General features: G+C 68.0%; 20 protein-coding genes, 1 tRNA gene and 1 pseudogene. 16 read left to right on the forward strand and 6 right to left on the reverse strand.

Features of this window, described 5'->3' with window-relative positions; translation table 11 throughout:
• Positions 1-2 precede the first annotated feature (2 nt).
• The 3 genes and pseudogenes from EAO76_RS46680 to EAO76_RS27795 form a co-directional block, all read right to left on the reverse strand.
• Positions 3-182, reverse strand: a pseudogene (locus EAO76_RS46680) (TetR/AcrR family transcriptional regulator); the annotation flags it as partial.
• A gap of 10 nt (positions 183-192) precedes the next feature.
• A complete protein-coding gene (locus EAO76_RS27790) occupies positions 193-1,215 on the reverse strand; it encodes an adenosine deaminase (RefSeq protein ID WP_148838684.1) in 1,023 nt (340 codons plus the stop codon).
• 122 nt (positions 1,216-1,337) lie between these two features.
• A complete protein-coding gene (locus EAO76_RS27795) occupies positions 1,338-2,564 on the reverse strand; it encodes a pyridoxal phosphate-dependent aminotransferase (RefSeq protein WP_148838685.1) in 1,227 nt (408 codons plus the stop codon).
• 225 nt (positions 2,565-2,789) lie between these two features.
• On the opposite strand from EAO76_RS27795, the gene EAO76_RS27800 reads away from it, so the two are divergent.
• From EAO76_RS27800 to tuf, 16 genes are all read left to right on the forward strand, one after another.
• Positions 2,790-2,862: transfer RNA gene (locus EAO76_RS27800), tRNA-Trp, on the forward strand.
• A gap of 106 nt (positions 2,863-2,968) precedes the next feature.
• Entirely contained in the window at positions 2,969-3,256 is a 288-nt protein-coding gene (gene secE, locus EAO76_RS27805) for a preprotein translocase subunit SecE (protein ID WP_148838686.1), read from the forward strand.
• Between the two features lie 76 nt (positions 3,257-3,332).
• On the forward strand, positions 3,333-4,181 hold the full coding sequence (gene nusG / locus EAO76_RS27810) for a transcription termination/antitermination protein NusG (RefSeq protein ID WP_148838687.1): 849 nt from the start codon (positions 3,333-3,335) through the stop codon (positions 4,179-4,181).
• 177 nt (positions 4,182-4,358) lie between these two features.
• Positions 4,359-4,793 (forward strand): 50S ribosomal protein L11, encoded by a 435-nt coding sequence (rplK, locus tag EAO76_RS27815; RefSeq protein WP_006126872.1) that lies wholly within the window; start codon positions 4,359-4,361, stop codon positions 4,791-4,793.
• Between the two features lie 80 nt (positions 4,794-4,873).
• The gene (gene rplA / locus EAO76_RS27820) at positions 4,874-5,596 is read left to right on the forward strand and encodes a 50S ribosomal protein L1 (protein WP_148838688.1); all 723 of its coding nucleotides are present in this window, start codon (positions 4,874-4,876) and stop codon (positions 5,594-5,596) included.
• A gap of 162 nt (positions 5,597-5,758) precedes the next feature.
• Positions 5,759-6,679: a hypothetical protein gene (locus tag EAO76_RS27825; protein ID WP_148838689.1), complete on the forward strand. Its 921-nt coding sequence runs from the start codon at positions 5,759-5,761 to the stop codon at positions 6,677-6,679.
• A 275-nt stretch (positions 6,680-6,954) separates the two neighbouring features.
• Entirely contained in the window at positions 6,955-7,485 is a 531-nt protein-coding gene (rplJ, locus tag EAO76_RS27830; RefSeq protein WP_148838690.1) for a 50S ribosomal protein L10, read from the forward strand.
• Between the two features lie 111 nt (positions 7,486-7,596).
• Positions 7,597-7,980 (forward strand): 50S ribosomal protein L7/L12, encoded by a 384-nt coding sequence (rplL, locus tag EAO76_RS27835; RefSeq protein WP_148838691.1) that lies wholly within the window; start codon positions 7,597-7,599, stop codon positions 7,978-7,980.
• Positions 7,981-8,600: 620 nt separating this feature from the next.
• Positions 8,601-12,086 (forward strand): DNA-directed RNA polymerase subunit beta, encoded by a 3,486-nt coding sequence (gene rpoB, locus EAO76_RS27845; protein WP_148838692.1) that lies wholly within the window; start codon positions 8,601-8,603, stop codon positions 12,084-12,086.
• Positions 12,087-12,215: 129 nt separating this feature from the next.
• Positions 12,216-16,115: a DNA-directed RNA polymerase subunit beta' gene (locus EAO76_RS27850; protein ID WP_148838693.1), complete on the forward strand. Its 3,900-nt coding sequence runs from the start codon at positions 12,216-12,218 to the stop codon at positions 16,113-16,115.
• Between the two features lie 267 nt (positions 16,116-16,382).
• Entirely contained in the window at positions 16,383-17,042 is a 660-nt protein-coding gene (locus EAO76_RS27855) for a hypothetical protein (protein ID WP_148838694.1), read from the forward strand.
• 11 nt (positions 17,043-17,053) lie between these two features.
• Positions 17,054-17,494 carry a hypothetical protein gene (locus EAO76_RS27860; RefSeq protein ID WP_148838695.1) on the forward strand — a complete coding sequence of 147 codons (441 nt, stop codon included), beginning with the start codon at positions 17,054-17,056 and terminating at the stop codon, positions 17,492-17,494.
• Positions 17,495-17,807: 313 nt separating this feature from the next.
• Positions 17,808-18,179, forward strand: coding sequence for a 30S ribosomal protein S12 (gene rpsL / locus EAO76_RS27865; protein ID WP_003948652.1), 372 nt, complete (start codon positions 17,808-17,810; stop codon positions 18,177-18,179).
• A gap of 2 nt (positions 18,180-18,181) precedes the next feature.
• Positions 18,182-18,652, forward strand: a complete 471-nt coding sequence (rpsG, locus tag EAO76_RS27870) for a 30S ribosomal protein S7 (RefSeq protein ID WP_072485550.1) — start codon at positions 18,182-18,184, stop codon at positions 18,650-18,652.
• 38 nt (positions 18,653-18,690) lie between these two features.
• Positions 18,691-20,817: an elongation factor G gene (gene fusA / locus EAO76_RS27875; RefSeq protein WP_148838696.1), complete on the forward strand. Its 2,127-nt coding sequence runs from the start codon at positions 18,691-18,693 to the stop codon at positions 20,815-20,817.
• 161 nt (positions 20,818-20,978) lie between these two features.
• Positions 20,979-22,172, forward strand: a complete 1,194-nt coding sequence (gene tuf, locus EAO76_RS27880) for an elongation factor Tu (protein ID WP_148838697.1) — start codon at positions 20,979-20,981, stop codon at positions 22,170-22,172.
• A 167-nt stretch (positions 22,173-22,339) separates the two neighbouring features.
• On the opposite strand, the gene EAO76_RS27885 is transcribed toward tuf, so the two are convergent.
• The 3 genes from EAO76_RS27885 to EAO76_RS27895 all read right to left on the reverse strand — a co-directional run bounded on the left by EAO76_RS27885 (position 22,340) and on the right by EAO76_RS27895 (position 25,128).
• Positions 22,340-23,425, reverse strand: coding sequence for a MerR family transcriptional regulator (locus tag EAO76_RS27885; protein WP_148840344.1), 1,086 nt, complete (start codon positions 23,423-23,425; stop codon positions 22,340-22,342).
• A 275-nt stretch (positions 23,426-23,700) separates the two neighbouring features.
• Positions 23,701-23,973, reverse strand: a complete 273-nt coding sequence (locus EAO76_RS44855; protein WP_187438818.1) for a hypothetical protein — start codon at positions 23,971-23,973, stop codon at positions 23,701-23,703.
• 429 nt (positions 23,974-24,402) lie between these two features.
• Positions 24,403-25,128: a trypsin-like serine protease gene (locus tag EAO76_RS27895; RefSeq protein WP_148838698.1), complete on the reverse strand. Its 726-nt coding sequence runs from the start codon at positions 25,126-25,128 to the stop codon at positions 24,403-24,405.
• Between the last annotated feature and the right edge of the window lie 41 nt (positions 25,129-25,169).

Here is a 25,169-nt window from a genome sequence, read left to right on the forward strand (position 1 = left end):
GCCTACGCCCCGACGCCGCGCATCAGCACCCGGGCCAGGGACGCGGCGAACTCGTCGAGGGGCTGCGGGGGCTCCCCGCCCGCCATGGCCTCGTAGGCGAACGCCCGCTGCGCGCAGGCCCCGATCAGCAGCGACGCGGCCGCGTACGTGTCCGCGTCGGCCCGTACCCGTCCGGCGGCCCGGGGCCCGGACTCAGCCCGCGGGCCCCGCCAGCCAGGCGTCGATGCCGGCCAGGAGTTCCGTCCGCACCGCGGCCGGGGCGGCGGACCCGCGCACCGACTGCCGGGCCAACTCCGCCAGCTCCTCGTCCGTGAACGCGTGGTGGCGCCGCACGAGGTCGTACTGCGCGGCCAGCCGGGAACCGAAGAGCAGCGGGTCGTCCGCGCCCAGCGCCATCGGCACCCCGGCCTCGAACAGCGCGCGCAGGGGGACGTCGGACGGCTTGTCGTAGACGCCGAGCGCCACGTTCGAGGACGGGCAGACCTCGCAGGTCACCCCGCGCTCCGCCAGCATGCGCAGCAGCCGCGGGTCCTCGGCGGCCCGCACCCCGTGCCCGATCCGGGCCGCGTCGAGGTCGTCCAGGCAGTCCCGCACGCTGGAGGGGCCGGACAGTTCGCCGCCGTGCGGGGCCGCCAGCAGACCGCCCTCGCGGGCGATGGCGAAGGCCCGGTCGAAGTCCCGGGCCATCCCGCGGCGCTCGTCGTTGGAGAGCCCGAACCCGACCACGCCCCGGTCGGCGTACCGCACCGCGAGCCGGGCGAGCGTCCTGGCGTCCAGCGGGTGCTTCATCCGGTTCGCCGCGATCACCACCCGGATCGGCAGCCCCGTCTCGCGCGACGCGGAGTCCACCGCGTCCAGGATGATCTCGATGGCCGGGATCAGCCCGCCGAGCAGCGGGGCGTACGAGGTGGGATCGACCTGGATCTCCAGCCAGCCGGAGCCGTCCGCGACATCCTCCTGGGCGGTCTCGCGCACCAGGCGCCGGATGTCGTCGGGTTCCCTCAGGCAGGAGCGGGCGATGTCGTAGAGCCGCTGGAAGCGGAACCAGCCGCGTTCGTCCGTGGCCCGCAGCTTGGGCGGCTCGCCGCCGGTCAGTGCCTCCGGCAGGTGCACGCCGTACTTGTCGGCGAGTTCGAGCAGGGTGGTGGGCCGCATCGACCCGGTGAAATGCAAGTGCAGGTGGGCCTTGGGCAACAGCCGTACATCACGCTCCATCCCCGGATCTTGCCGCATCCGCGGGGTGCTCCGGTAGCCGCTTCGCCAATCGGGGGTGAAGCCGGAACAAACGAGCGACCCCCGGCCGGGGCCGGGGGTCGCCCATGAGTTCCTGCGGATGCCTACGCCTTGGCCTCCGCCAGCAGCTTCTGGATCCGGGAGACGCCCTCGACGAGGTCGTCGTCGCCCAGGGCGTACGAGAGGCGCAGGTACCCCGGCGTGCCGAAGGCCTCGCCCGGTACGACCGCGACCTCGGCCTCGTCCAGGATCAACGCGGCCAGCTCGACCGAGGTGGCCGGGCGCTTCCCGCGGATCTCCCTGCCGAGCAGCCCCTTCACCGACGGGTACGCGTAGAACGCGCCCTCGGGCTCCGGGCACAGCACGCCGTCGATCTCGTTGAGCATCCGGACGATGGTCCGCCGGCGCCGGTCGAAGGCGGTGCGCATCTCGGCGACCGCGTCCAGGTTCCCGGAGACGGCGGCCAGCGCGGCGACCTGGGCCACGTTGGAGACGTTGGACGTGGCGTGCGACTGGAGGTTGGTCGCGGCCTTGACGACGTCCTTCGGGCCGATGACCCAGCCCACCCGCCAACCGGTCATCGCGTACGTCTTGGCGACACCGTTGACCACGATGCACCTGTCGCGCAGCTCGGGCACGATCGCGGGCAGCGAGGTGAACTTCGCGTCCCCGTAGACCAGGTGCTCGTAGATCTCGTCGGTCAGCACCCACAGGCCGTGCTCGACGGCCCAGCGGCCGATCGCCTCGGCGTCGGCCTCGCTGTACACGGCGCCGGTCGGGTTGGAGGGGGAGACGAACAGGACGACCTTGGTCCGCTCCGTGCGCGCCGCCTCCAACTGCTCCACCGAGACGCGGTAACCGGTCGTCTCGTCGGCCACGACCTCCACCGGGACGCCGCCCGCGAGGCGGATCGACTCGGGGTAGGTGGTCCAGTACGGGGCCGGGACGATGACCTCGTCGCCCGGGTCGAGGATCGCGGCGAACGCCTCGTAGATGGCCTGCTTGCCGCCGTTGGTCACCAGGATCTGGGAGGCGTCGACCTCGTAACCGGAGTCGCGCAGCGTCTTCTCCGCGATGGCGGCCTTGAGTTCCGGGAGCCCTCCCGCCGGGGTGTAGCGGTGGTACTTCGGGTTGCGGCAGGCCTCGACAGCGGCCTCGACGATGTAGCCGGGGGTCGGGAAGTCGGGTTCGCCGGCGCCGAAGCCGATCACCGGACGACCGGCGGCCTTGAGGGCCTTGGCCTTGGCGTCGACGGCGAGGGTGGCGGATTCGGAGATCGCACCGATGCGGGCGGAGACCCGGCGCTCGGAGGGGGAAGTTGCAGCGCTCATGGCCCCCATGGTCCCAGACCCCGATCCCCGGCGGCACACGGGTTTCAGGGACCGGACAGGACCCCGACAGCATGCGGACGGGCCCGGACCCGGAGCCGCCCGGAGCTATCTGTTCGACGCCGGGCCGCTGAGCACGTACACTCACCTGTCGTTGGCCTTCACCAGCCGCACCGTTCCTGCACTCGGGTCATCCGGGGAGATGCGGTAGGTTGGTGGAAACCACAAAGGGTCGTAGCTCAATTGGTAGAGCACTGGTCTCCAAAACCAGCGGTTGGGGGTTCAAGTCCCTCCGGCCCTGCTACACACTCCTTCGCCAGGATGTGTGCGCATGTACGTACTTCAATGCACCGCCGTGCGGCTCCACCGGGCGCGGCACGGCCATGACCCGGAATCAGGTGAGAAGCGTGACGGACGCCGTGGGCTCCATCGACATGCCTGATGCCGAGGATGAAGTACCCGAGTCGAAGAAGAAGACCCGGAAGGGCGGAAAGCGCGGAAAGAAGGGCCCTCTGGGTCGCCTCGCGCTGTTCTACCGCCAGATCATCGCCGAGCTGCGCAAGGTCGTCTGGCCGACCCGGAGCCAGCTGACGACGTACACCACAGTGGTGATTATTTTCGTCGTCGTCATGATCGGTCTGGTCACCGTGATTGACTTCGGTTTCCAGCGGGTCATGAAGTACGTCTTCGGCTGATCCCGCGGAGGGCGCCTCGCAGAGGGCGCCCCTTTCGCATGTTCCACCCATTTGTATCCAGGAAGAAGCAGCCACCGTGTCTGACCCGAACCTGAACGACGCCGTCGAGCCGACGGCGGGCGCCTTCGAGTCCGCCGAGGACGAGCTCGACATCGTCGAGGCGGCGGACGCCGAGGAGCCGGACCAGGCCGAGGCTGCCGACGCCGCCGCTGGCGAGCCCGCCGAGCAGGAAGCCCTGCACGTCGAGGACGAGGCGGAGACCGAGGGCGACGAGGACGAGGCGGAGGAGGCCGAGCCGGCCGCTCCCGTCGACGCCGTCGCGGCCCTGCGCGAGGAGCTGCGCGGCCTTCCCGGCGAGTGGTACGTCATCCACACGTACGCCGGGTACGAGAAGCGCGTGAAGGCCAACCTGGAGCAGCGCGCCGTCTCGCTCAACGTCGAGGAGTTCATCTACCAGGCCGAAGTGCCCGAGGAAGAGATCGTCCAGATCAAGAACGGCGAGCGCAAGAACGTCCGCCAGAACAAGCTCCCGGGCTACGTCCTGGTGCGCATGGATCTGACGAACGAGTCCTGGGGCGTCGTCCGCAACACTCCCGGCGTCACCGGCTTCGTGGGCAACGCCTACGACCCCTACCCGCTGACCCTGGACGAGATCGTCAAGATGCTCGCCCCGGAGGCCGAGGAGAAGGCCGCCCGCGAGGCCGCCGAGGCCGAGGGCAAGCCGGCTCCGGCCCGCAAGGTCGAGGTCCAGGTGCTCGACTTCGAGGTCGGCGACTCGGTCACCGTCACCGACGGCCCGTTCGCGACGCTGCAGGCGACGATCAACGAGATCAACGCCGACTCGAAGAAGGTCAAGGGCCTCGTCGAGATCTTCGGCCGCGAGACCCCGGTGGAGCTCAGCTTCGACCAGATCCAGAAGAACTGACGCCACCGGCGGCGGTTTCTGGGCACATGCCTACCGAGCAGGTCAGACCGGCTGAGAAGCCCGTCTGACCTGCTCGGTTTTTGGACGCGCAGCCATACCCGTTATCGTTGTGCGGTATGCCTCCATCCGGATGATCGGACGGCGGCGAAACACTCTCACTAGGACCCGGAGAGAGCAATGCCTCCCAAGAAGAAGAAGGTCACGGGGCTTATCAAGCTCCAGATCAACGCCGGCGCCGCCAACCCGGCCCCGCCGGTCGGCCCCGCGCTCGGCCAGCACGGCGTCAACATCATGGAGTTCTGCAAGGCCTACAACGCCGCGACCGAGTCGCAGCGCGGCATGGTCGTGCCGGTGGAGATCACGGTCTACGAGGACCGTTCCTTCACCTTCGTCACCAAGACTCCGCCGGCCGCCAAGCTGATCCTCAAGGCCGCGGGCGTGGAGAAGGGCTCCGGCGAGCCCCACAAGACCAAGGTCGCCAAGCTGACGGCCGCCCAGGTCCGTGAGATCGCCACGACGAAGCTCCCCGACCTGAACGCCAACGACCTCGACGCCGCGTCGAAGATCATCGCTGGCACCGCCCGTTCCATGGGCATCACGGTCGAAGGCTGAATCAGCCCCTCACGTCCTCAGTGGTAGGGCCAAGCGCTGGCCCGCACCACGACTCCACACCTGAAACCACAGGAGCAGAAGTGAAGCGCAGCAAGAACCTCCGGGCTGCGGACGCCAAGGTCGACCGGGAGCGCCTCTACGCCCCGCTCGAGGCCGTCCGTCTCGCCAAGGAGACCGCGACCACGAAGTTCGACGGCACTGTCGAGGTCGCCTTCCGTCTGGGTGTCGACCCCCGCAAGGCCGACCAGATGGTCCGTGGCACCGTGAACCTCCCGCACGGCACCGGCAAGACCGCCCGGGTCCTGGTCTTCGCGACCGGTGACCGTGCTGCGGCCGCGGAAGCCGCGGGCGCCGACATCGTCGGCGCCGACGAGCTCATCGACGAGGTGGCGAAGGGCCGTCTGGACTTCGACGCCGTCGTCGCCACCCCGGACCTCATGGGCAAGGTCGGCCGCCTCGGCCGCGTGCTCGGTCCGCGTGGTCTGATGCCGAACCCGAAGACCGGCACCGTCACCCCCGACGTCGCCAAGGCCGTCACCGACATCAAGGGCGGCAAGATCGAGTTCCGCGTCGACAAGCACTCGAACCTGCACTTCATCATCGGCAAGGTCTCGTTCGACGACACCAAGCTGGTGGAGAACTACGCGGCCGCGCTGGAGGAAGTCCTCCGTCTGAAGCCGTCCGCCGCCAAGGGCCGCTACATCAAGAAGGCCGCCCTGACCACCACGATGGGCCCCGGCATCCCGCTGGACGCCAACCGCACCCGTAACCTCCTCGTCGAGGAGGACCCGGCCGCCGTCTGAGCCCTCGCGCTCGACAGCACGCCGTGTCACGTGTGACATGGACGGGCCCCGCAACCTTTCGAGGTGCGGGGCCCGTCCTCGTATGTACGTACCGAAGGGCGCTGTCGGACCCGTGCGTTAGCGTGAGCCCCCGACAGAGCCGAACGAGGGGTGGAAGCTGACATGAGGACCAGTACCGTACGACGCGTGTGTCTGTCGGTGGCGGTGGCGGCGGCGCTGACGTCGGTCGCGGCCTGCAACGGGTCTGACGGCGACAAGAGCGACAAGAGCGGGAAGAGCACGGACCGCGGCAGCGGCGTGACGAAGACCGACCCCATAGCCGCGCTGCTCGACGTCCAGAAGAAGACCAACGGGCAGAGCTCGGCCAAGGTCGAGGGCACCACGCAGATGGGCACCACCATGTCCATGAAGCAGACCGGCTCCATCGACTGGTCCGACGGCCTCACCGGCGCCATGGAGATCACGTACACCGGTGGCACCATGGCGGACGCCATCAAGCAGTCCGGCGGTACCGGCACGATGCAGGCCCGGTACTTCAAGAACGGCTACGTCGTGAACATGGGCGACGCCTTCGCCAAGCAGGCCGGCGGCAAGCACTGGATCAACTACAGCTACGCCGACATCGCCGAGATGGCGGGCGCCTCCGGCGAGGCGATGAAGCAGCAGATGGAGAACACCACGCCCGACCAGGGCGTGAAGTCGCTGCTGGCCTCCGGCGACGTGAAGAAGGTCGGCGAGGAGGACGTGCGCGGTGTCCCCACCACGCACTACTCGGGCACGGTCGACGTCGCCGAGCTGACCGCGAAGAACTCCGAGCTCGACGCCGACCAGCTCGCCCAGCTGAAGAAGCAGCTGAGCGACGCCGGCATCACCACGGAGCAGGTCGACATCTGGGTCGACAAGAACGATCTGCTGGTCAAGAAGACCGAGCGCGGCCAGATGAAGACCGGGGAGCTCAACTCCACGGTGTACTACAGCGACTACGGCACCGACGCCTCGGTCGAGATGCCCCCGGCCTCCGACACGGTCGACTTCAAGGAGCTCCTGAAGCAGCAGCAGGGCGCCGCCGGCGGCGCCTCCTGACCCTTCCGGACCACCCCCGGGTGACGGATTTGCTCGACGCGGCCCCGGTCGCGTAACCTTCCACAGAAGCCAAAGACCGCTGGTCGTTGCCGTGCCCTCGCAAGAGGGGGATGGCGACCGAAGGATCCGTTGAGTACGGGCGACCTGCGCAGGTGACTGTGGAAAGCTCCCGGACTTTGTTCGGTCGAGCTACGCCCTGGCGCCTGCGCCGGGGCGTTTCGTCTTTCCCGGCCCCTTCTGAGCGGTCCTCATCACCCGGAAGGAGGCCGACGCTCATGGCAAGGCCCGACAAGGCTGCCGCGGTAGCCGAGCTCGCGGACCAGTTCCGCAGCTCGAACGCCGCCGTGCTGACCGAGTACCGGGGTCTCACCGTGGCCCAGCTCAAGCAGCTGCGCCGTTCGCTCGGTGAGAACGCCCAGTACGCCGTGGTGAAGAACACGCTGACCAAGATTGCGGCCAACGAGGCCGGGATCACGTCGCTGGACGACCAGTTCACTGGTCCGACGGCGGTTGCCTTCATCACCGGTGACCCGGTGGAGTCGGCGAAGGGTCTTCGTGACTTCGCCAAGGAGAACCCCAACCTCGTCATCAAGGGCGGTGTCCTTGACGGCAAGGCGCTGTCCGCCGATGAGATCAAGAAGCTCGCGGACCTCGAGTCCCGCGAGGTTCTGCTCGCCAAGCTGGCGGGCGCTCTGAAGGGCAAGCAGACTCAGGCTGCTCAGGTCTTCCAGGCGCTCCCGTCGAAGTTCGTCCGCACCGCGGAGGCGCTTCGTGCCAAGCAGGCCGAGCAGGGCGGTGCCGAGTAATTCGGCTCGCGCATTGATCGCAGCCCATCCGGGCGGCGGTCGCAGCGGGCCGAACGTACGCCCGCCTACATGTACATCCGGCACCAGCCGAATTAGTGGAAGGACGCCATCATGGCGAAGCTGTCCCAGGACGACCTGCTCGCGCAGTTCGAAGAGATGACCCTCATCGAGCTCTCCGAGTTCGTGAAGGCCTTCGAGGAGAAGTTCGACGTCACCGCCGCTGCGGCCGTCGCCGTCGCCGGTCCGGCCGGCCCGGGCGCCGTTGCCGAGGCCGTCGAGGAGCAGGACGAGTTCGACGTCATCCTCACCGGCGCCGGCGACAAGAAGATCCAGGTCATCAAGGTCGTGCGTGAGCTGACCTCGCTGGGTCTGAAGGAGGCCAAGGACCTCGTCGACGGCACCCCGAAGCCGGTCCTCGAGAAGGTCGCCAAGGAGGCCGCCGAGAAGGCTGCCGAGTCCCTCAAGGCCGCCGGCGCTTCCGTCGAGGTCAAGTGACTCAAGGAGTCCTCTGACTCCTCCTGGCGCCCCGTGCCGCACGGCATGGACGTCATCTGACGAAGGGCGATCACCCATCGGGGTGGTCGCCCTTCGGCGTACCCGAGGCGGCTGCCTTGCTCTTCCGGCGGTGACGAGTATGGTGATCATCGCCGTTGCCTCTCGGGACGGCGGACCGGCGCCGGGAGGCGCCCGGGTGAGGACCTCGGGGCGGCCGACCCCGTTGGGGGGCCTTGACGAACCGCACGCGGCGCGCAATTCTCAGGACGCGTCGCCACATCGATCCGAATCCGAGGCATGGATCGTGGGCGAAGCGGGCAGTAAAGAAGAGCGCACCACGCGCGACAACCGAGTCATGGGTGTTGAGAACAGCTGTTGAGAGCAACGTGGGTCTCTGAGAACCCCGACTGGACATCAGTGTGCCGTTTGGCTACACTGACCCTTTGCGCTGCCTGTTAGCTGCCCCCTGCCCGTCACCAGGGGCATGCCCACGCTAGAGCACCGATGACCGAACGCCTCTGACCTGGCCTTTTCCGGCCGACTCAGGAACGGACTGTCTAAGTGGCCGGCTTGGGACCGGTACGCGCGTAGTGAGTCCGAGCCCTCGGAAGGACCCCCTCTTGGCCGCCTCGCGCAACGCCTCGACCGCGAATACGAACAACGGTGCCAGCACCGCCCCGCTGCGCATCTCCTTTGCAAAGATCAAGGAGCCCCTCGAGGTTCCGAACCTCCTCGCGCTGCAGACCGAGAGCTTCGACTGGCTCCTCGGCAACGCCGCCTGGAAGGCTCGCGTCGAGGCTGCTCTGGACAGTGGACAAGACGTCCCCACCAAGTCCGGACTGGAGGAAATCTTCGAGGAGATCTCCCCGATCGAGGACTTCTCCGGGTCGATGTCGCTCACGTTCCGCGACCACCGCTTCGAGCCCCCGAAGAACTCGATCGACGAGTGCAAGGAGCGCGACTTCACGTTCGCCGCCCCGCTCTTCGTCACGGCCGAGTTCACCAACAACGAGACCGGCGAGATCAAGTCCCAGACGGTCTTCATGGGCGACTTCCCGCTCATGACCAACAAGGGCACCTTCGTCATCAACGGCACCGAGCGTGTCGTCGTGTCGCAGCTGGTCCGTTCGCCGGGTGTCTACTTCGACTCCTCCATCGACAAGACGTCCGACAAGGACATCTTCTCCGCCAAGATCATCCCGTCCCGGGGTGCCTGGCTGGAGATGGAGATCGACAAGCGCGACATGGTCGGTGTGCGCATCGACCGCAAGCGCAAGCAGTCCGTGACCGTCCTCCTCAAGGCCCTCGGTTGGACGACCGAGCAGATCCTGGAGGAGTTCGGCGAGTACGAGTCCATGCGCGCCACCCTGGAGAAGGACCACACCCAGGGCCAGGACGACGCGCTGCTCGACATCTACCGCAAGCTCCGTCCGGGCGAGCCCCCCACGCGCGAGGCCGCCCAGACGCTGCTGGAGAACCTCTACTTCAACCCGAAGCGCTACGACCTGGCGAAGGTCGGCCGCTACAAGGTGAACAAGAAGCTCGGCGCGGACGAGCCGCTGGACGCCGGGGTCCTCACCACCGACGACGTCATCGCGACCATCAAGTACCTGGTCAAGCTGCACGCCGGTGAGACCGAGACGATCGGTGAGTCGGGCCGGGAGATCGTCGTCGAGACCGACGACATCGACCACTTCGGCAACCGTCGCCTGCGGAACGTCGGCGAGCTCATCCAGAACCAGGTCCGTACGGGTCTCGCCCGTATGGAGCGCGTCGTGCGCGAGCGCATGACCACCCAGGACGTCGAGGCGATCACGCCGCAGACCCTGATCAACATCCGGCCGGTCGTCGCCTCCATCAAGGAGTTCTTCGGCACCAGCCAGCTGTCCCAGTTCATGGACCAGAACAACCCGCTGTCGGGTCTGACGCACAAGCGTCGTCTCTCGGCGCTGGGTCCCGGTGGTCTGTCCCGTGAGCGGGCCGGCTTCGAGGTCCGAGACGTGCACCCGTCCCACTACGGACGCATGTGCCCGATCGAGACCCCCGAAGGCCCGAACATCGGTCTGATCGGTTCGCTCGCCTCGTACGGTCGCGTCAACGCGTTCGGCTTCATCGAGACGCCGTACCGCAAGGTCGTCGACGGCCAGGTCACCGACGAGGTCGACTACATCACGGCCGACGAGGAGGACCGCTTCGTCATCGCCCAGGCGAACGCGACCCTCTCCGAGGAGCTGCGCTTCACCGAGCCCCGCGTCCTGGTCCGCCGCCGCGGCGGCGAGGTCGACTACGTGCCGGCCGGCGAGGTCGACTACATGGACGTCTCGCCGCGCCAGATGGTGTCCGTCGCCACCGCGATGATCCCCTTCCTGGAGCACGACGACGCCAACCGTGCCCTCATGGGCGCGAACATGATGCGTCAGGCGGTGCCGCTGATTAAGTCGGAGGCCCCGCTCGTCGGCACCGGCATGGAGTACCGCTGCGCCACCGACGCCGGTGACGTGCTGAAGGCCGAGAAGGACGGTGTGGTCCAGGAGGTCTCCGCGGACTACATCACCGTGACCAACGACGACGGCACGTACACCACGTACCGCATCGCCAAGTTCTCGCGCTCCAACCAGGGCACCTCGGTCAACCAGAAGGTCGTCGTCTCCGAGGGCGACCGGGTCGTCGAGGGCCAGGTCCTCGCCGACGGTCCGGCCACCGAGAACGGTGAGATGGCGCTCGGCAAGAACCTCCTCGTGGCGTTCATGCCGTGGGAGGGCCACAACTACGAGGACGCGATCATCCTGTCGCAGCGCCTCGTGCAGGACGACGTCCTCTCCTCGATCCACATCGAGGAGCACGAGGTCGACGCCCGTGACACCAAGCTCGGCCCGGAGGAGATCACCCGGGACATCCCGAACGTCTCCGAAGAGGTCCTCGCCGACCTCGACGAGCGCGGCATCATCCGGATCGGTGCCGAGGTCGTCGCCGGTGACATCCTCGTCGGCAAGGTCACGCCCAAGGGCGAGACCGAGCTGACCCCCGAGGAGCGCCTGCTCCGCGCGATCTTCGGTGAGAAGGCGCGCGAGGTGCGCGACACCTCGCTGAAGGTGCCGCACGGTGAGATCGGCAAGGTCATCGGCGTCCGCGTCTTCGACCGCGAGGAGGGCGACGAGCTGCCGCCCGGCGTGAACCAGCTGGTCCGCGTCTACGTCGCGCAGAAGCGCAAGATCACCGACGGTGACAAGCTCGCCGGCCGTCACGGCAACAAGGGCGTCATCTCGAAGATCCTGCCGATCGAGGACATGCCGTTCCTGGAGGACGGCACCCCGGTCGACATCATCCTCAACCCGCTGGGTGTCCCGTCCCGAATGAACCCGGGACAGGTCCTGGAGATCCACCTCGGCTGGCTCGCCAGCCGCGGCTGGGACGTCTCCGGCCTCGGTGACGAGTGGGCCAAGCGCCTGCAGGCCATCGGCGCCGACCAGGTCGCCCCCGGCACCAACGTCGCCACCCCGGTCTTCGACGGTGCGCGCGAGGACGAGATCTCCGGTCTCTTCGGGGCCACGATCCCGAACCGCGACGGCGACCGCCTGGTCCAGCCCTCCGGCAAGGCCAAGCTGTTCGACGGCCGCTCCGGCGAGCCGTTCCCGGACCCGGTCTCGGTCGGGTACATGTACATCCTCAAGCTGCACCACCTGGTCGACGACAAGCTGCACGCGCGTTCGACCGGGCCGTACTCCATGATCACCCAGCAGCCGCTCGGTGGTAAGGCCCAGTTCGGTGGACAGCGCTTCGGTGAGATGGAGGTGTGGGCCCTTGAGGCTTATGGCGCCGCATACGCCCTCCAGGAGCTCCTGACGATCAAGTCCGACGACGTGACCGGCCGCGTGAAGGTCTACGAGGCCATCGTCAAGGGCGAGAACATCCCCGAGCCCGGCATCCCCGAGTCCTTCAAGGTGCTCATCAAGGAAATGCAGTCGCTCTGCCTCAACGTGGAGGTGCTGTCCTCGGACGGCATGTCCATCGAGATGCGCGACACGGACGAGGACGTCTTCCGCGCGGCGGAGGAGCTCGGTATCGACCTGTCCCGGCGCGAGCCGAGCAGCGTCGAAGAGGTCTGACGGGTTGGCCGGCCGGATCCCAGTGATCCGGCCGGCTCTCCCCGGACCCGTTCAGACCATTGCTGAAGTGCCCCAATTTCTCGCTTGACGCGAGGGGGCTCGAACCCCCGAAAGAGGGATTGACGACAAGTGCTCGACGTCAACTTCTTCGACGAGCTGCGGATCGGCCTCGCCACCGCGGACGACATCCGGACCTGGTCGCACGGCGAAGTGAAGAAGCCGGAGACCATCAACTACCGCACCCTCAAGCCCGAAAAGGACGGACTCTTCTGCGAGAAGATCTTCGGTCCGACCCGGGACTGGGAGTGCTACTGCGGCAAGTACAAGCGTGTCCGCTTCAAGGGCATCATCTGTGAGCGCTGTGGCGTCGAGGTCACGCGCGCCAAGGTGCGCCGTGAGCGCATGGGACACATCGAGCTCGCCGCTCCCGTCACCCACATCTGGTACTTCAAGGGCGTCCCGTCGCGCCTGGGCTACCTCCTCGACCTCGCGCCGAAGGACCTCGAAAAGGTCATCTACTTCGCCGCGTACATGATCACGTTCGTGGACGAGGAGCGCCGTACCCGCGACCTGCCCTCGCTGGAGGCGCACGTCTCCGTCGAGCGTCAGCAGATCGAGAACCGCCGCGACGCCGACCTGGAAGCCCGCGCCAAGAAGCTCGAGACCGACCTGGCCGAGCTGGAGGCCGAGGGCGCCAAGGCCGACGTGCGCCGCAAGGTGCGCGAGGGCGCCGAGCGCGAGATGAAGCAGCTGCGCGACCGCGCGCAGCGCGAGATCGACCGTCTCGACGAGGTGTGGAGCCGCTTCAAGAACCTCAAGGTCCAGGACCTGGAGGGCGACGAGCTGCTCTACCGCGAGCTGCGTGACCGCTTCGGCACGTACTTCGACGGCTGCATGGGCGCCGCCGCCCTGCAGAAGCGCCTGGAGTCCTTCGACCTCGACGAGGAGGCCGAGCGCCTCCGCGAGATCATCCGCACCGGCAAGGGCCAGAAGAAGACCCGTGCGCTCAAGCGCCTCAAGGTCGTCTCCGCGTTCCTGCAGACCAGCAACAAGCCCAAGGGCATGGTGCTCGACTGCGTGCCGGTCATCCCGCCGGACCTGCGTCCGATGGTGCAGCTGGACGGTGGCCGCTTCGCGACCTCCGACCTGAACGACCTGTACCGCCGCGTGATCAACCGCAACAACCGCCTGAAGCGGCTTCTCGACCTCGGCGCGCCCGAGATCATCGTGAACAACGAGAAGCGCATGCTCCAGGAGGCCGTCGACGCGCTCTTCGACAACGGCCGTCGTGGTCGCCCGGTGACGGGCCCCGGCAACCGTCCGCTGAAGTCGCTGTCCGACATGCTCAAGGGCAAGCAGGGTCGCTTCCGTCAGAACCTGCTCGGCAAGCGCGTGGACTACTCCGCGCGTTCCGTGATCGTCGTCGGTCCGCAGCTCAAGCTGCACCAGTGCGGTCTGCCGAAGGCCATGGCGCTGGAGCTCTTCAAGCCGTTCGTGATGAAGCGCCTGGTCGACCTGAACCACGCGCAGAACATCAAGTCGGCCAAGCGCATGGTCGAGCGCGGCCGCACCGTGGTGTACGACGTCCTCGAAGAGGTCATCGCCGAGCACCCGGTGCTGCTGAACCGTGCGCCCACGCTGCACCGCCTCGGTATCCAGGCCTTCGAGCCGCAGCTGGTCGAGGGCAAGGCCATCCAGATCCACCCGCTCGTCTGCACCGCGTTCAACGCGGACTTCGACGGTGACCAGATGGCCGTCCACCTGCCGCTCTCCGCGGAGGCGCAGGCCGAGGCCCGCATCCTGATGCTGTCCTCGAACAACATCCTGAAGCCGGCCGACGGCCGTCCCGTCACCATGCCGACCCAGGACATGGTGCTGGGCCTGTTCTTCCTCACCACGGACGAGGAGGAGCGCAACGTCATCGGACAGGACCGCTCCTTCGGCTCCACGGCCGAGGCGATCATGGCCTTCGACGCCCGCGAGCTGTCGCTCCAGGCGAAGGTCGACATCCGCTTCCCGGTGGGCACCATCCCGCCGCGCGGCTGGGTGCCGCCGGTCGCCGAGGAGGGCGAGCAGGAGTTCCAGCCGGGCGACTCGTTCCGGCTGCGGACCTCCCTGGGCCGCGCGCTCTTCAACGAGCTGCTGCCCGAGGACTACCCGTTCGTCGACTACTCGGTCGGCAAGAAGCAGCTCTCCGAGATCGTCAACGACCTCGCCGAGCGCTACCCCAAGGTCATCGTGGCGGCGACGCTCGACAACCTGAAGGCGGCCGGCTTCCACTGGGCGACCCGCTCCGGCGTCACCGTGGCCATCTCCGACGTCGTGGTCCCCGAGGCCAAGAAGGAGATCGTCGCCGGTTACGAGGCGCAGGACGAGAAGGTCCAGAAGCAGTACGAGCGCGGTCTGATCACCAAGGACGAGCGCACGCAGGAACTCATCGCGATCTGGACCAAGGCGACCAACGAGGTCGCCGAGGCGATGAACGCGAACTTCCCCAAGACGAACCCCATCTTCATGATGGTTGACTCGGGTGCCCGAGGAAACATGATGCAGATGCGTCAGATCGCCGGTATGCGTGGTCTGGTGTCCAACGCCAAGAACGAGACGATCCCGCGTCCCATCAAGGCGTCCTTCCGCGAGGGCCTCACCGTTCTGGAGTACTTCATCTCCACGCACGGTGCCCGTAAGGGTCTGGCGGACACCGCCCTGCGTACCGCCGACTCGGGTTACCTGACCCGTCGTCTGGTGGACGTCTCGCAGGACGTGATCATCCGCGAGGAGGACTGCGGCACCGACCGCGGCCTGAAGCTGAAGATCGCCGAGAAGGGCGCCGACGGCGTGCTCCGCAAGACGGAGGACGTCGAGACCTCGGTCTACGCCCGCATGCTCGCCGAGGACGTCGTCGTCGACGGCAAGGTCATCGCGCCCGCCAACGTCGACCTCGGTGACGTGCTCATCGACCAGCTGGTCATGCACGGCGTCGAGGAGGTCAAGACCCGCTCGGTCCTGACCTGCGAGTCCGCGGTCGGCACCTGTGCCTTCTGCTACGGACGCTCGCTCGCCACCGGCAAGCTGGTCGACATCGGTGAGGCGGTCGGCATCATCGCCGCCCAGTCCATCGGTGAGCCCGGTACCCAGCTGACGATGCGTACCTTCCACACCGGTGGTGTGGCCGGTGACGACATCACCCAGGGTCTGCCCCGAGTCGTCGAGCTCTTCGAAGCCCGTACGCCCAAGGGTGTCGCCCCGATCTCGGAGGCGGCCGGCCGCGTCCGCATCGAGGAGACCGAGAAGACCAAGAAGATCGTCGTCACCCCGGACGACGGCAGCGACGAGACGGCGTTCCCGATCTCGAAGCGCGCCCGTCTGCTGGTGGGCGAGGGCGACCACGTCGAGGTGGGCCAGAAGCTCACCGTGGGTGCCACCAACCCGCACGACGTGCTCCGCATCCTCGGCCAGCGCGCGGTCCAGGTCCACCTGGTCGGCGAGGTCCAGAAGGTCTACAACTCGCAGGGCGTGTCGATCCACGACAAGCACATCGAGATCATCATCCGGCAGATGCTGCGCCGTGTGACGATCATCGAGTCCGGCGACGCGGAACTGCTGCCGGGCGAGCTCGTCGAGCGCTCGAAGTTCGAGACCGAGAACCGTCGTGTGGTCACCGAGGGCGGTCACCCCGCCTCCGGCCGTCCGCAGCTGATGGGTATCACCAAGGCCTCGCTGGCGACGGAATCCTGGCTGTCGGCCGCCTCCTTCCAGGAGACGACCCGAGTCCTGACGGACGCGGCGATCAACGCCAAGTCCGACAGCCTCATCGGCCTCAAGGAGAACGTCATCATCGGTAAGCTCATCCCGGCCGGTACGGGCCTGTCCCGCTACCGCAACATCCGGGTCGAGCCGACCGAGGAGGCCAAGGCCGCGATGTACTCGGCCGTCGGCTACGACGACATGGACTACTCGCCGTTCGGCACGGGCTCCGGCCAGGCCGTTCCGCTGGAGGACTACGACTACGGTCCGTACAACCAGTAGGCAGCCGCGAGTCGCCTGAACGAACCGGAGGGCGGCCACCCCGTATCGCACGGGGTGGCCGCCCTCCGGCGTATGTGTCGGTTCGGCGAAGTCGCGGTGTGTGCGGGACCGCCCGGGTAAAGTCCGCCCTCGGCCGAGGGGCTCGACGGTGGAAGCATGGGGGCGGGTTTGGAGACGGCGCGTGTCTTCTTCGGTATGACGGCGGCGTTATCGGTGCCATGGGGGACAGGCTGGCAGCGGACTCGTCCATGGCCGGCAGTTTCCTTCGTGGCCCTGTACGGCGTGTACATCATCGCTCCGTACGCGCACGAGCCGAGGTCCTGGTCGGCGTTGGCCACCGCTGTGCTGCTCGTCTACGGATCGGCCCTGCTGCATGGCGCGGCCGCGATGCCGTCGCCGGGTTTCTCGATCACGCTTCCCCTGACGGCGGGTTCCTCGCCGGCGACGAAACGTGCGGGGGCGGCCCTGCTGGTCGTCGCCGCGCTGCTGTCGCTGTGGACGGCAGGCGGTACAACAGTCACCCTGGGCGGCGACCTGTTGCGCAGTGACCGAGTGGCGATCTTTCTGTCGGCCCTTCTCCTCGCGGTGTTCGGCGGCGGATCTCTGGCCAAGGCGGCCACGGACCCGGTCCGTGCCGAAGTCGAGTCGATGCGGGACGGACCGGAAAAGACCAAGGCGCTGGATTTCATGAGCGGCAGCAAGAACATCGGATTGCTGGAGCGCGGACTTCTCTTCGCTTTCATCGCCGCCGGTCAGCCCGAAGCCGCTGCCCTGGTCCTGGCGGCCAAGTCGCTGGCACGCGTACCGACGAACGACCACGGCAAGCACGCTTCGGAATACTTCCTCATCGGTACGCTGGCCAGTGTCATCGCGTCCCTGGCGATGGGCATGGCCGCTCGCTCCGCGGTCGGGCTGCCCGTCCTCTAGGAGGAGGGCCTTTGGACCTGACCGAACATCCATTTGTCCGGAAGCTCCTGTCCCTCGACCTGGCGGTCGATGACTACGTCGTCGCGGGCAGCGGACCCATGCTGGCCCATGGGCTCAGGAAGACCGTGGGGGACCTGGACGTCGTGGCGAGGGGGGCGGCCTGGAAGGTGGTCGTCGGCCTGGCCGACCCCATTCCGGCGCCATCCGGGTACGGCCATATGGTGCTGCTCTTCGACGGTTGCCTGGAAGTGTTCGACCGCTGGCTGCCCGGCTCCGCGGAGCCCGACGAACTGATCGAGGCAGCCGAGTTCATCCAGGGCATACCGTTCTGCCCGCTCGCCGAGGTGGCCGCCTGGAAGAGGAGATCCAATCGCCGGAAGGACCGAGAGGATCTCGTCTTGATTCAGAACTATTTGAACGGCAACGCACTGAAGAGCGGGCAGGGGGATTGATTCCAGGCGAATACCCCGGCCCGAAGGTCCGGCAAAGGTTGTCATGGAGACGCATCGGGGCCTCGGCGTGTTCCGGTGGACAGCATTTGTTTTGACCGGAGTCGATGAGGTAGGTACGCTCAGACCTTGTGCCTGGGGTGTGCCTGGGCTCGTGTGCGTGTCCTCAACCGCATGGCGAGTCCGTCAGGGGCCACCGTGATCTGCGCTCCCTCTGCCTTGCGGCAGAAGTCTGCAGCATTCGACACACCCGACCGCGTGGGTCGGTGACGTTCCAGGTTAGTTTCACGAACGGCACACAGAAACCGGAGAAGTAGTGCCTACGATCCAGCAGCTGGTCCGGAAGGGCCGGCAGGACAAGGTCGAGAAGAACAAGACGCCCGCACTCGAGGGTTCGCCCCAGCGCCGCGGCGTCTGCACGCGTGTGTTCACGACCACCCCGAAGAAGCCGAACTCGGCACTCCGCAAGGTCGCGCGTGTGCGTCTGACCTCCGGTATCGAGGTCACGGCCTACATCCCGGGTGAGGGACACAACCTGCAGGAGCACTCCATCGTGCTCGTGCGTGGTGGCCGTGTGAAGGACCTGCCGGGTGTTCGTTACAAGATCATCCGCGGCTCGCTCGACACCCAGGGTGTCAAGAACCGCAAGCAGGCCCGCAGCCGCTACGGCGCCAAGAAGGAGAAGTAAGAATGCCTCGTAAGGGCCCCGCCCCGAAGCGCCCGGTCATCATCGACCCGGTCTACAACTCTCCTCTTGTCACCTCGCTGATCAACAAGATCCTGCTGGACGGCAAGCGTTCCACCGCTGAGCGGATCGTGTACGGCGCCATGGAGGGCCTCCGCGAGAAGACCGGCAACGACCCGGTCATCACGCTGAAGCGCGCGCTTGAGAACGTCAAGCCCTCGCTCGAGGTCAAGTCCCGCCGTGTCGGTGGCGCCACCTACCAGGTGCCGATCGAGGTCAAGCCCGGTCGCGCCTCCACCCTCGCGCTGCGCTGGCTCGTGGGCTACTCCCGCGCCCGCCGCGAGAAGACCATGACCGAGCGCCTCATGAACGAGCTGCTCGACGCCTCCAACGGTCTTGGCGCTGCCGTCAAGAAGCGTGAGGACACCCACAAGATGGCCGAGTCCAACAAGGCCTTCGCGCACTACCGCTGGTAGTCGCTACCCACATCGAGACCGAGAGAAGACTGAGCCTTATGGCCACCACTTCGCTTGACCTGGCCAAGGTCCGCAACATCGGGATCATGGCCCACATCGACGCGGGCAAGACGACCACCACCGAGCGGATCCTGTTCTACACCGGCGTTTCGTACAAGATCGGTGAGGTCCACGACGGCGCTGCCACGATGGACTGGATGGAGCAGGAGCAGGAGCGCGGCATCACGATCACGTCCGCCGCGACGACCTGCCACTGGCCGCTCAACGATGTTGACCACACCATCAACATCATCGACACCCCGGGTCACGTCGACTTCACCGTCGAGGTGGAGCGTTCGCTCCGCGTCCTCGACGGCGCCGTCACCGTGTTCGACGGTGTCGCGGGCGTCGAGCCGCAGTCCGAGACCGTCTGGCGTCAGGCGGACCGCTACGGCGTGCCGCGCATCTGCTTCGTCAACAAGCTCGACCGCACCGGTGCCAGCTTCTTCCGCTGCGTCGAGATGATCACGGACCGCCTCGGTGCGACCCCGATCGTCATGCAGCTCCCGATCGGTGCCGAGGCCGACTTCACGGGCGTCGTCGACCTCGTGACGATGAAGGCGTTCGTCTACCCCGCGGAAGCGACCAAGGGCGAGGCGTACGACATCGTCGACATCCCGGCCGAGCTCGCGGAGCAGGCCGAGGAATACCGCGGCAAGCTCCTCGAGGCCGCCGCGGAGAACGACGAGGCGCTCATGGAGCTCTACCTGGAGGGCGAAGAGCCTTCCGCGGAGCAGCTCTACGAGGGCATCCGTCGCATCACCATCAACTCCGGCAAGGGCGGCGAGACGACCGTCACCCCGGTGTTCTGCGGCACCGCGTTCAAGAACAAGGGCGTTCAGCCCCTGCTCGACGCCGTCGTGCGCTACCTCCCCTCGCCCCTGGACGTCGAGGCCATCGAGGGCCAGGACGTCAAGGACGCCGAGGTCGTCGTCAAGCGCAAGCCGTCCGAGGAGGAGCCCCTCGCGGCGCTGGCGTTCAAGATCATGAGCGACCCGCACCTCGGCAAGCTCACCTTCGTCCGGGTCTACTCGGGCCGCCTGGAGTCCGGCACCTCGGTGCTGAACTCCGTCAAGGGCAAGAGGGAGCGCATCGGCAAGATCTACCGCATGCACGCGAACAAGCGTGAGGAGATCGACTCGGTGGGCGCCGGCGACATCATCGCCGTCATGGGTCTGAAGCAGACCACCACCGGTGAGACGCTCTGCGACGAGAAGAACCCGGTGATCCTGGAGTCCATGGACTTCCCGGCGCCGGTCATCGAGGTCGCGATCGAGCCGAAGTCCAAGGGTGACCAGGAGAAGCTGGGTGTCGCCATCCAGCGTCTCTCGGAGGAGGACCCCTCCTTCCAGGTGCACACCAACGAGGAGACCGGCCAGACCGTCATCGGCGGTATGGGCGAGCTTCACCTCGAGGTGCTCGTCGACCGCATGAAGCGCGAGTTCCGCGTCGAGGCGAACGTCGGCAAGCCGCAGGTCGCGTACCGCGAGACGATCCGCAAGGCCGTCGAGCGCGTCGACTACACCCACAAGAAGCAGACCGGTGGTACCGGTCAGTTCGCCAAGGTGCAGATCGCGATCGAGCCCATCGAGGGCGGCGAGGCCGCGTACGAGTTCGTCAACAAGGTCACCGGTGGCCGCATCCCCCGGGAGTACATCCCCTCGGTGGACGCGGGTGCCCAGGAAGCCATGCAGTTCGGCATCCTGGCCGGCTACGAGATGACGGGCGTTCGCGTCATTCTTCTCGACGGTGGCTACCACGAGGTCGACTCCTCCGAGCTGGCCTTCAAGATCGCCGGTTCGCAGGCCTTCAAGGAGGCCGCGCGGAAGGCGTCCCCGGTTCTCCTCGAACCGATGATGGCCGTCGAGGTCACCACGCCCGAGGACTACATGGGTGACGTCATCGGCGACATCAACTCCCGCCGTGGCCAGATCCAGGCCATGGAGGAGCGCAGCGGCGCTCGCGTCGTGAAGGGCCTCGTGCCCCTCTCGGAGATGTTCGGCTACGTCGGAGACCTCCGCAGCAAGACCTCGGGTCGCGCAAGCTACTCGATGCAGTTCGACTCCTACGCCGAGGTTCCGCGGAACGTCGCCGAGGAGATCATCGCGAAGGCCAAGGGCGAGTAACTCTCCCGAGCTCACGCTTTAGGCTTGTCACCGGAGCCTGGTGGGGCATTCCTCGCAGAGCGAAAGCAATGTGTTGAATGCCCCCGGCCCCGGCATCCCAGCAAAGATCACCCTGGCGCCGATGAAGCAAGGCGTACAGAACCACTCCACAGGAGGACCCAGTGGCGAAGGCGAAGTTCGAGCGGACTAAGCCGCACGTCAACATCGGCACCATCGGTCACATCGACCACGGTAAGACGACCCTCACGGCCGCCATTACCAAGGTGCTGCACGACGCGTACCCGGACCTGAACGAGGCCTCGGCCTTCGACCAGATCGACAAGGCTCCCGAAGAGCGCCAGCGCGGTATCACCATCTCGATCGCGCACGTCGAGTACCAGACGGAGTCGCGTCACTACGCGCACGTCGACTGCCCGGGTCACGCGGACTACATCAAGAACATGATCACCGGTGCCGCGCAGATGGACGGCGCCATCCTCGTGGTCGCCGCCACCGACGGCCCGATGCCGCAGACCAAGGAGCACGTGCTCCTGGCCCGCCAGGTCGGCGTTCCGTACATCGTCGTCGCCCTGAACAAGGCCGACATGGTGGACGACGAGGAGATCCTGGAGCTCGTCGAGCTCGAGGTCCGTGAGCTGCTCTCCGAGTACGAGTTCCCGGGCGACGACGTTCCGGTCGTCAAGGTCTCCGCGCTCAAGGCCCTCGAGGGCGACAAGGAGTGGGGCCAGTCCGTCCTCGACCTGATGAAGGCCGTCGACGAGGCGATCCCGCAGCCCGAGCGTGACGTCGACAAGCCGTTCCTGATGCCGATCGAGGACGTCTTCACGATCACCGGTCGTGGCACCGTCGTCACCGGTCGTATCGAGCGTGGTGTCCTCAAGGTCAACGAGACCGTCGACATCGTCGGTATCAAGAACGAGAAGACCACCACCACGGTCACCGGCATCGAGATGTTCCGCAAGCTGCTCGACGAGGGCCAGGCCGGTGAGAACGTCGGTCTGCTCCTCCGTGGCATCAAGCGCGAGGACGTCGAGCGCGGCCAGGTCATCATCAAGCCCGGTTCGGTCACGCCGCACACCGAGTTCGAGGCCCAGGCCTACATCCTGTCGAAGGACGAGGGTGGCCGTCACACCCCGTTCTTCAACAACTACCGCCCGCAGTTCTACTTCCGTACCACGGACGTGACCGGCGTCGTGACCCTCCCCGAGGGCACCGAGATGGTCATGCCGGGCGACAACACCGTCATGTCGGTCCAGCTGATCCAGCCGGTCGCCATGGAGGAGGGCCTGAAGTTCGCCATCCGTGAGGGTGGCCGGACCGTGGGCGCCGGCCAGGTCACCAAGATCGTCAAGTAATTACTTGACCGTCTGACCTGGTTGCTCCGCACAGAGCACCAAGAAGGGCCCCGGCCCGCCGCGCGAGCGGTGGACCGGGGCCCTTCGGCATGTCCGGGGCCCTTCGGCGCGTCCGGGGTTCTGCGGTGTGCGCGGGGGCTTTTCCGGTGTGTGCACGGAGCCCCGGGTCAGCCGTCCAGACGGACGGGCATCAGCAGGGAGAAGGTGTCCTCGGAGTCGGTCCGGCGGATCGCGACGGGGGCGGTCGGCGCGCCCAGCTCCAGGACCAGCCGGTCCCGGGCCCCGGCGTCGAGGGCGTGCAGCAGGAACTCCCGGTTGAGGGCGATCAGGTCGTCCCGGTGGCCGTCGGCGTCCTCGTGGACGGTCACGGTGCCGTCGTCGGCCGGCCCGAGCAGGGTGAGCCCGTCGCCCGGTCCGTCCTGTTCGCGGGCCGTTTCCGTATGGACGGGACCGTTCTCGACGGCCTGCCGGAGGGCCGGGACGTCGACGGTCACCCGGCGCCCGGCCGGCAGGCGGACGAGGCGGCGGTAGTCGGGGAAGCCGTGGTCGAGGCACCGGCCCGCCACCTGGCGGTCGCCCGACTCCAGGGCCACGCGGTCGCCGTCCACGGTGAGGCGGGTGTCCGCGTCGTCGGTGAGCAGCGCCCGCATGGCGTCGACGAGCGGGGACGGCACGACGACCTGCGTGCCGGGGCCCTCGTGCCCGGTCGTGCCGGTGTGCGCGACGGCCAGCCGGTACCGGTCGGTGGCCACGACCCGGAGCCCGTCGTCCTCGAAGTCGAACAGGACGCCGTGCAGCATGGGGAGCTCGGGGTCGGTGCCGGCGGCGAAGCGGACCGCGTCCAGGGCGGCGGCCAGCCCGGGGCCGGAAACGGCCGATCGGAGCGGCGTGGTGCGGAGCGAGGCCATGGGGTTCTCCCTGCGTTCGAGTACGGCTCGGATCCTGGAGAACTCGGCGCGGGCCTCGGACAGACCTGTTTCGAGCCGGTGCAGATGCGTCCGCAGCAGCGTCCGGATCAGTTCGGTGTCGGCGGCGGACCACCCGGCCAGCACCAGCCGGATGTCCGCCAGCGGCATGCCGGTCCGGCGCAGCCCGGCCAGCAGCACGGCCTCCGCGAGCTGCTCGGGCCCGTACCAGCGGTAGCCGCTGTCCGGGTCCACCCGGGCCGGGACCAGCACGCCGGCCCCGTCGTAGAACCGCAGGGCGCTCACGCCCAGTCCGCTGTCGCGGGCCATCTCGCCGATGCTGCGCATGTCGTTCTCCACGTCCGGAACTCTGGGCCCTTGACCAGGTCGAGGGTCAACCGCGGCCCGGACCGGGAGGTGACGGCGGCCCGGGACGGGGTCGACGGCGTCCCCGGCCGGCTTCCGGGCGGCCGGGTCAGGGCCGTCAGACCCGGGGCAGGGCGTCGGGGCCCGGGGCCACCACCACCGGCCGCCCGTCCTTCCCGATGTGGAGCGCGCGGGTCCGTCCGACGCCGGCGGCCCCTGCCGCCGCACGAGGGTCCCGTCGGGCGTGCGGAGCCGGATCAGCCCCTTCGTGGTACGGCCGAGCAGCACCGGGCCGCGCGGCGTACGGGCGGCGGCCACCGCACCGTACCCGTCGAGGCCCGGCAGGTCGACGGCCCGGTGCCCGGGGCCGCCGAGACCGACACCGCCGCCGTCCGGCCGGTCCGTACGGTCGTCGGGGCGGCCTTCGCCGCCGCGCGGTGGAACAGCTCGACGGACCCGTCCGCCCCGGGCAGCGCGGCCGGACCGTCCCCCGGCACCGGCACCCCGCCGATCTGGGTGCGCGCGGTCACCGCGTCGCCGGGCGCTGGACGCCGGCGCCGCCGGGTACCTGCTCAAGAGCGCCACCCCGCGCGGACCGCCGACGCCATCCGGCGGATCGCCGCGGGCGGCCGGGGCGTCGACCCCCGGCTGCGGGGTGTCGAGCGGTCCGCACCCGGCCCGCTCACCGGACGGGAGGCCGAGGTCCTGCGGCCGGCCGCCGGGGCGCACTCCCGGGAGATCGTCGCCGAGCTGTTCCTCGGCGTCGGCACTGTACGCGACCAGTTCTCGTCGACGGTCGGCAAGCCGCACGTCCGCACCCCCGTCGCCGCGGTACGGATCGCGCAGGGCCAGGAACGGGCGCAGGCCCCGGTACCTCGGAGCGGCGAGGTACCGGGGCCCTGCGGTTCACGGGGACGGCGGGCCGGTCAGGTGCCCGTCGTCCCGGTCGGCGGCGTCGGTCAGACGCCCGCGATCGACTGGATCCAGGACCGGTACGCGGTGACGTTCGTGTACGCGGTCGTGGTCTGCCGGTCGCTGGTGGAGGCGACGCCGACCTGGATGCCGTTCGCGGTCATCGGGCCGCCGGAGTCGCCGCCCGCGGTGATGCCGTTGCCGCGCCGGGCGCAGATCGCCGAGCCGCCGTACGCGTCACTGCAGCCGCCGGTGACCGTCACGTTGGCGACCTTCAGGTAGCGCGACTGGCAGTTGGCCTCGGAGCCGCACTGCGAGGTGGCGCCCCAGCCCCAGACCTGGACGCTCTGCCCGATGCTCACCGAGCCGGGCGAGCCGAGGCGGGAGTAGGTCGCCTGCACGGAACGGTCCAGGCGCACCAGTGCCAGGTCCGAGCCGTGTGTGTAGGTCTGGGTGCCGTTGGCGACCACACCGCCGCTGTGCTGGTCGAGGCTGCCGATGCGGAACGACAGGCCGCCGCCGGCGACACAGTGCTTGGCGGTGAGGATCCAGGTCGGCGCGATGATCGTCGCCGAACAGGTCTCCCTGCCGTTCGAGAAGAGGCGGGCGGCCCAGGGGGCGTTGGTCGCCTGGCCGCCGCCGATGATCTGGGTGGTGGGCGGCGGGGAGTCCTGGAGCGGGGGCTCCGGGGCGGCCGACGCGGACGGTGCGAAGAGGGCGAGGACACAGGCCGCTGCGGCGGCGGCAGCGGGCACGAGCCTGGATATACGCATGCTTCCTCGTTTCGCGCGACACGCTGGGGTGGGCGTGTCCA

Source organism: Streptomyces sp. sk2.1 (genome assembly GCF_008120935.1).
Lineage (GTDB): Bacteria > Actinomycetota > Actinomycetes > Streptomycetales > Streptomycetaceae > Streptomyces.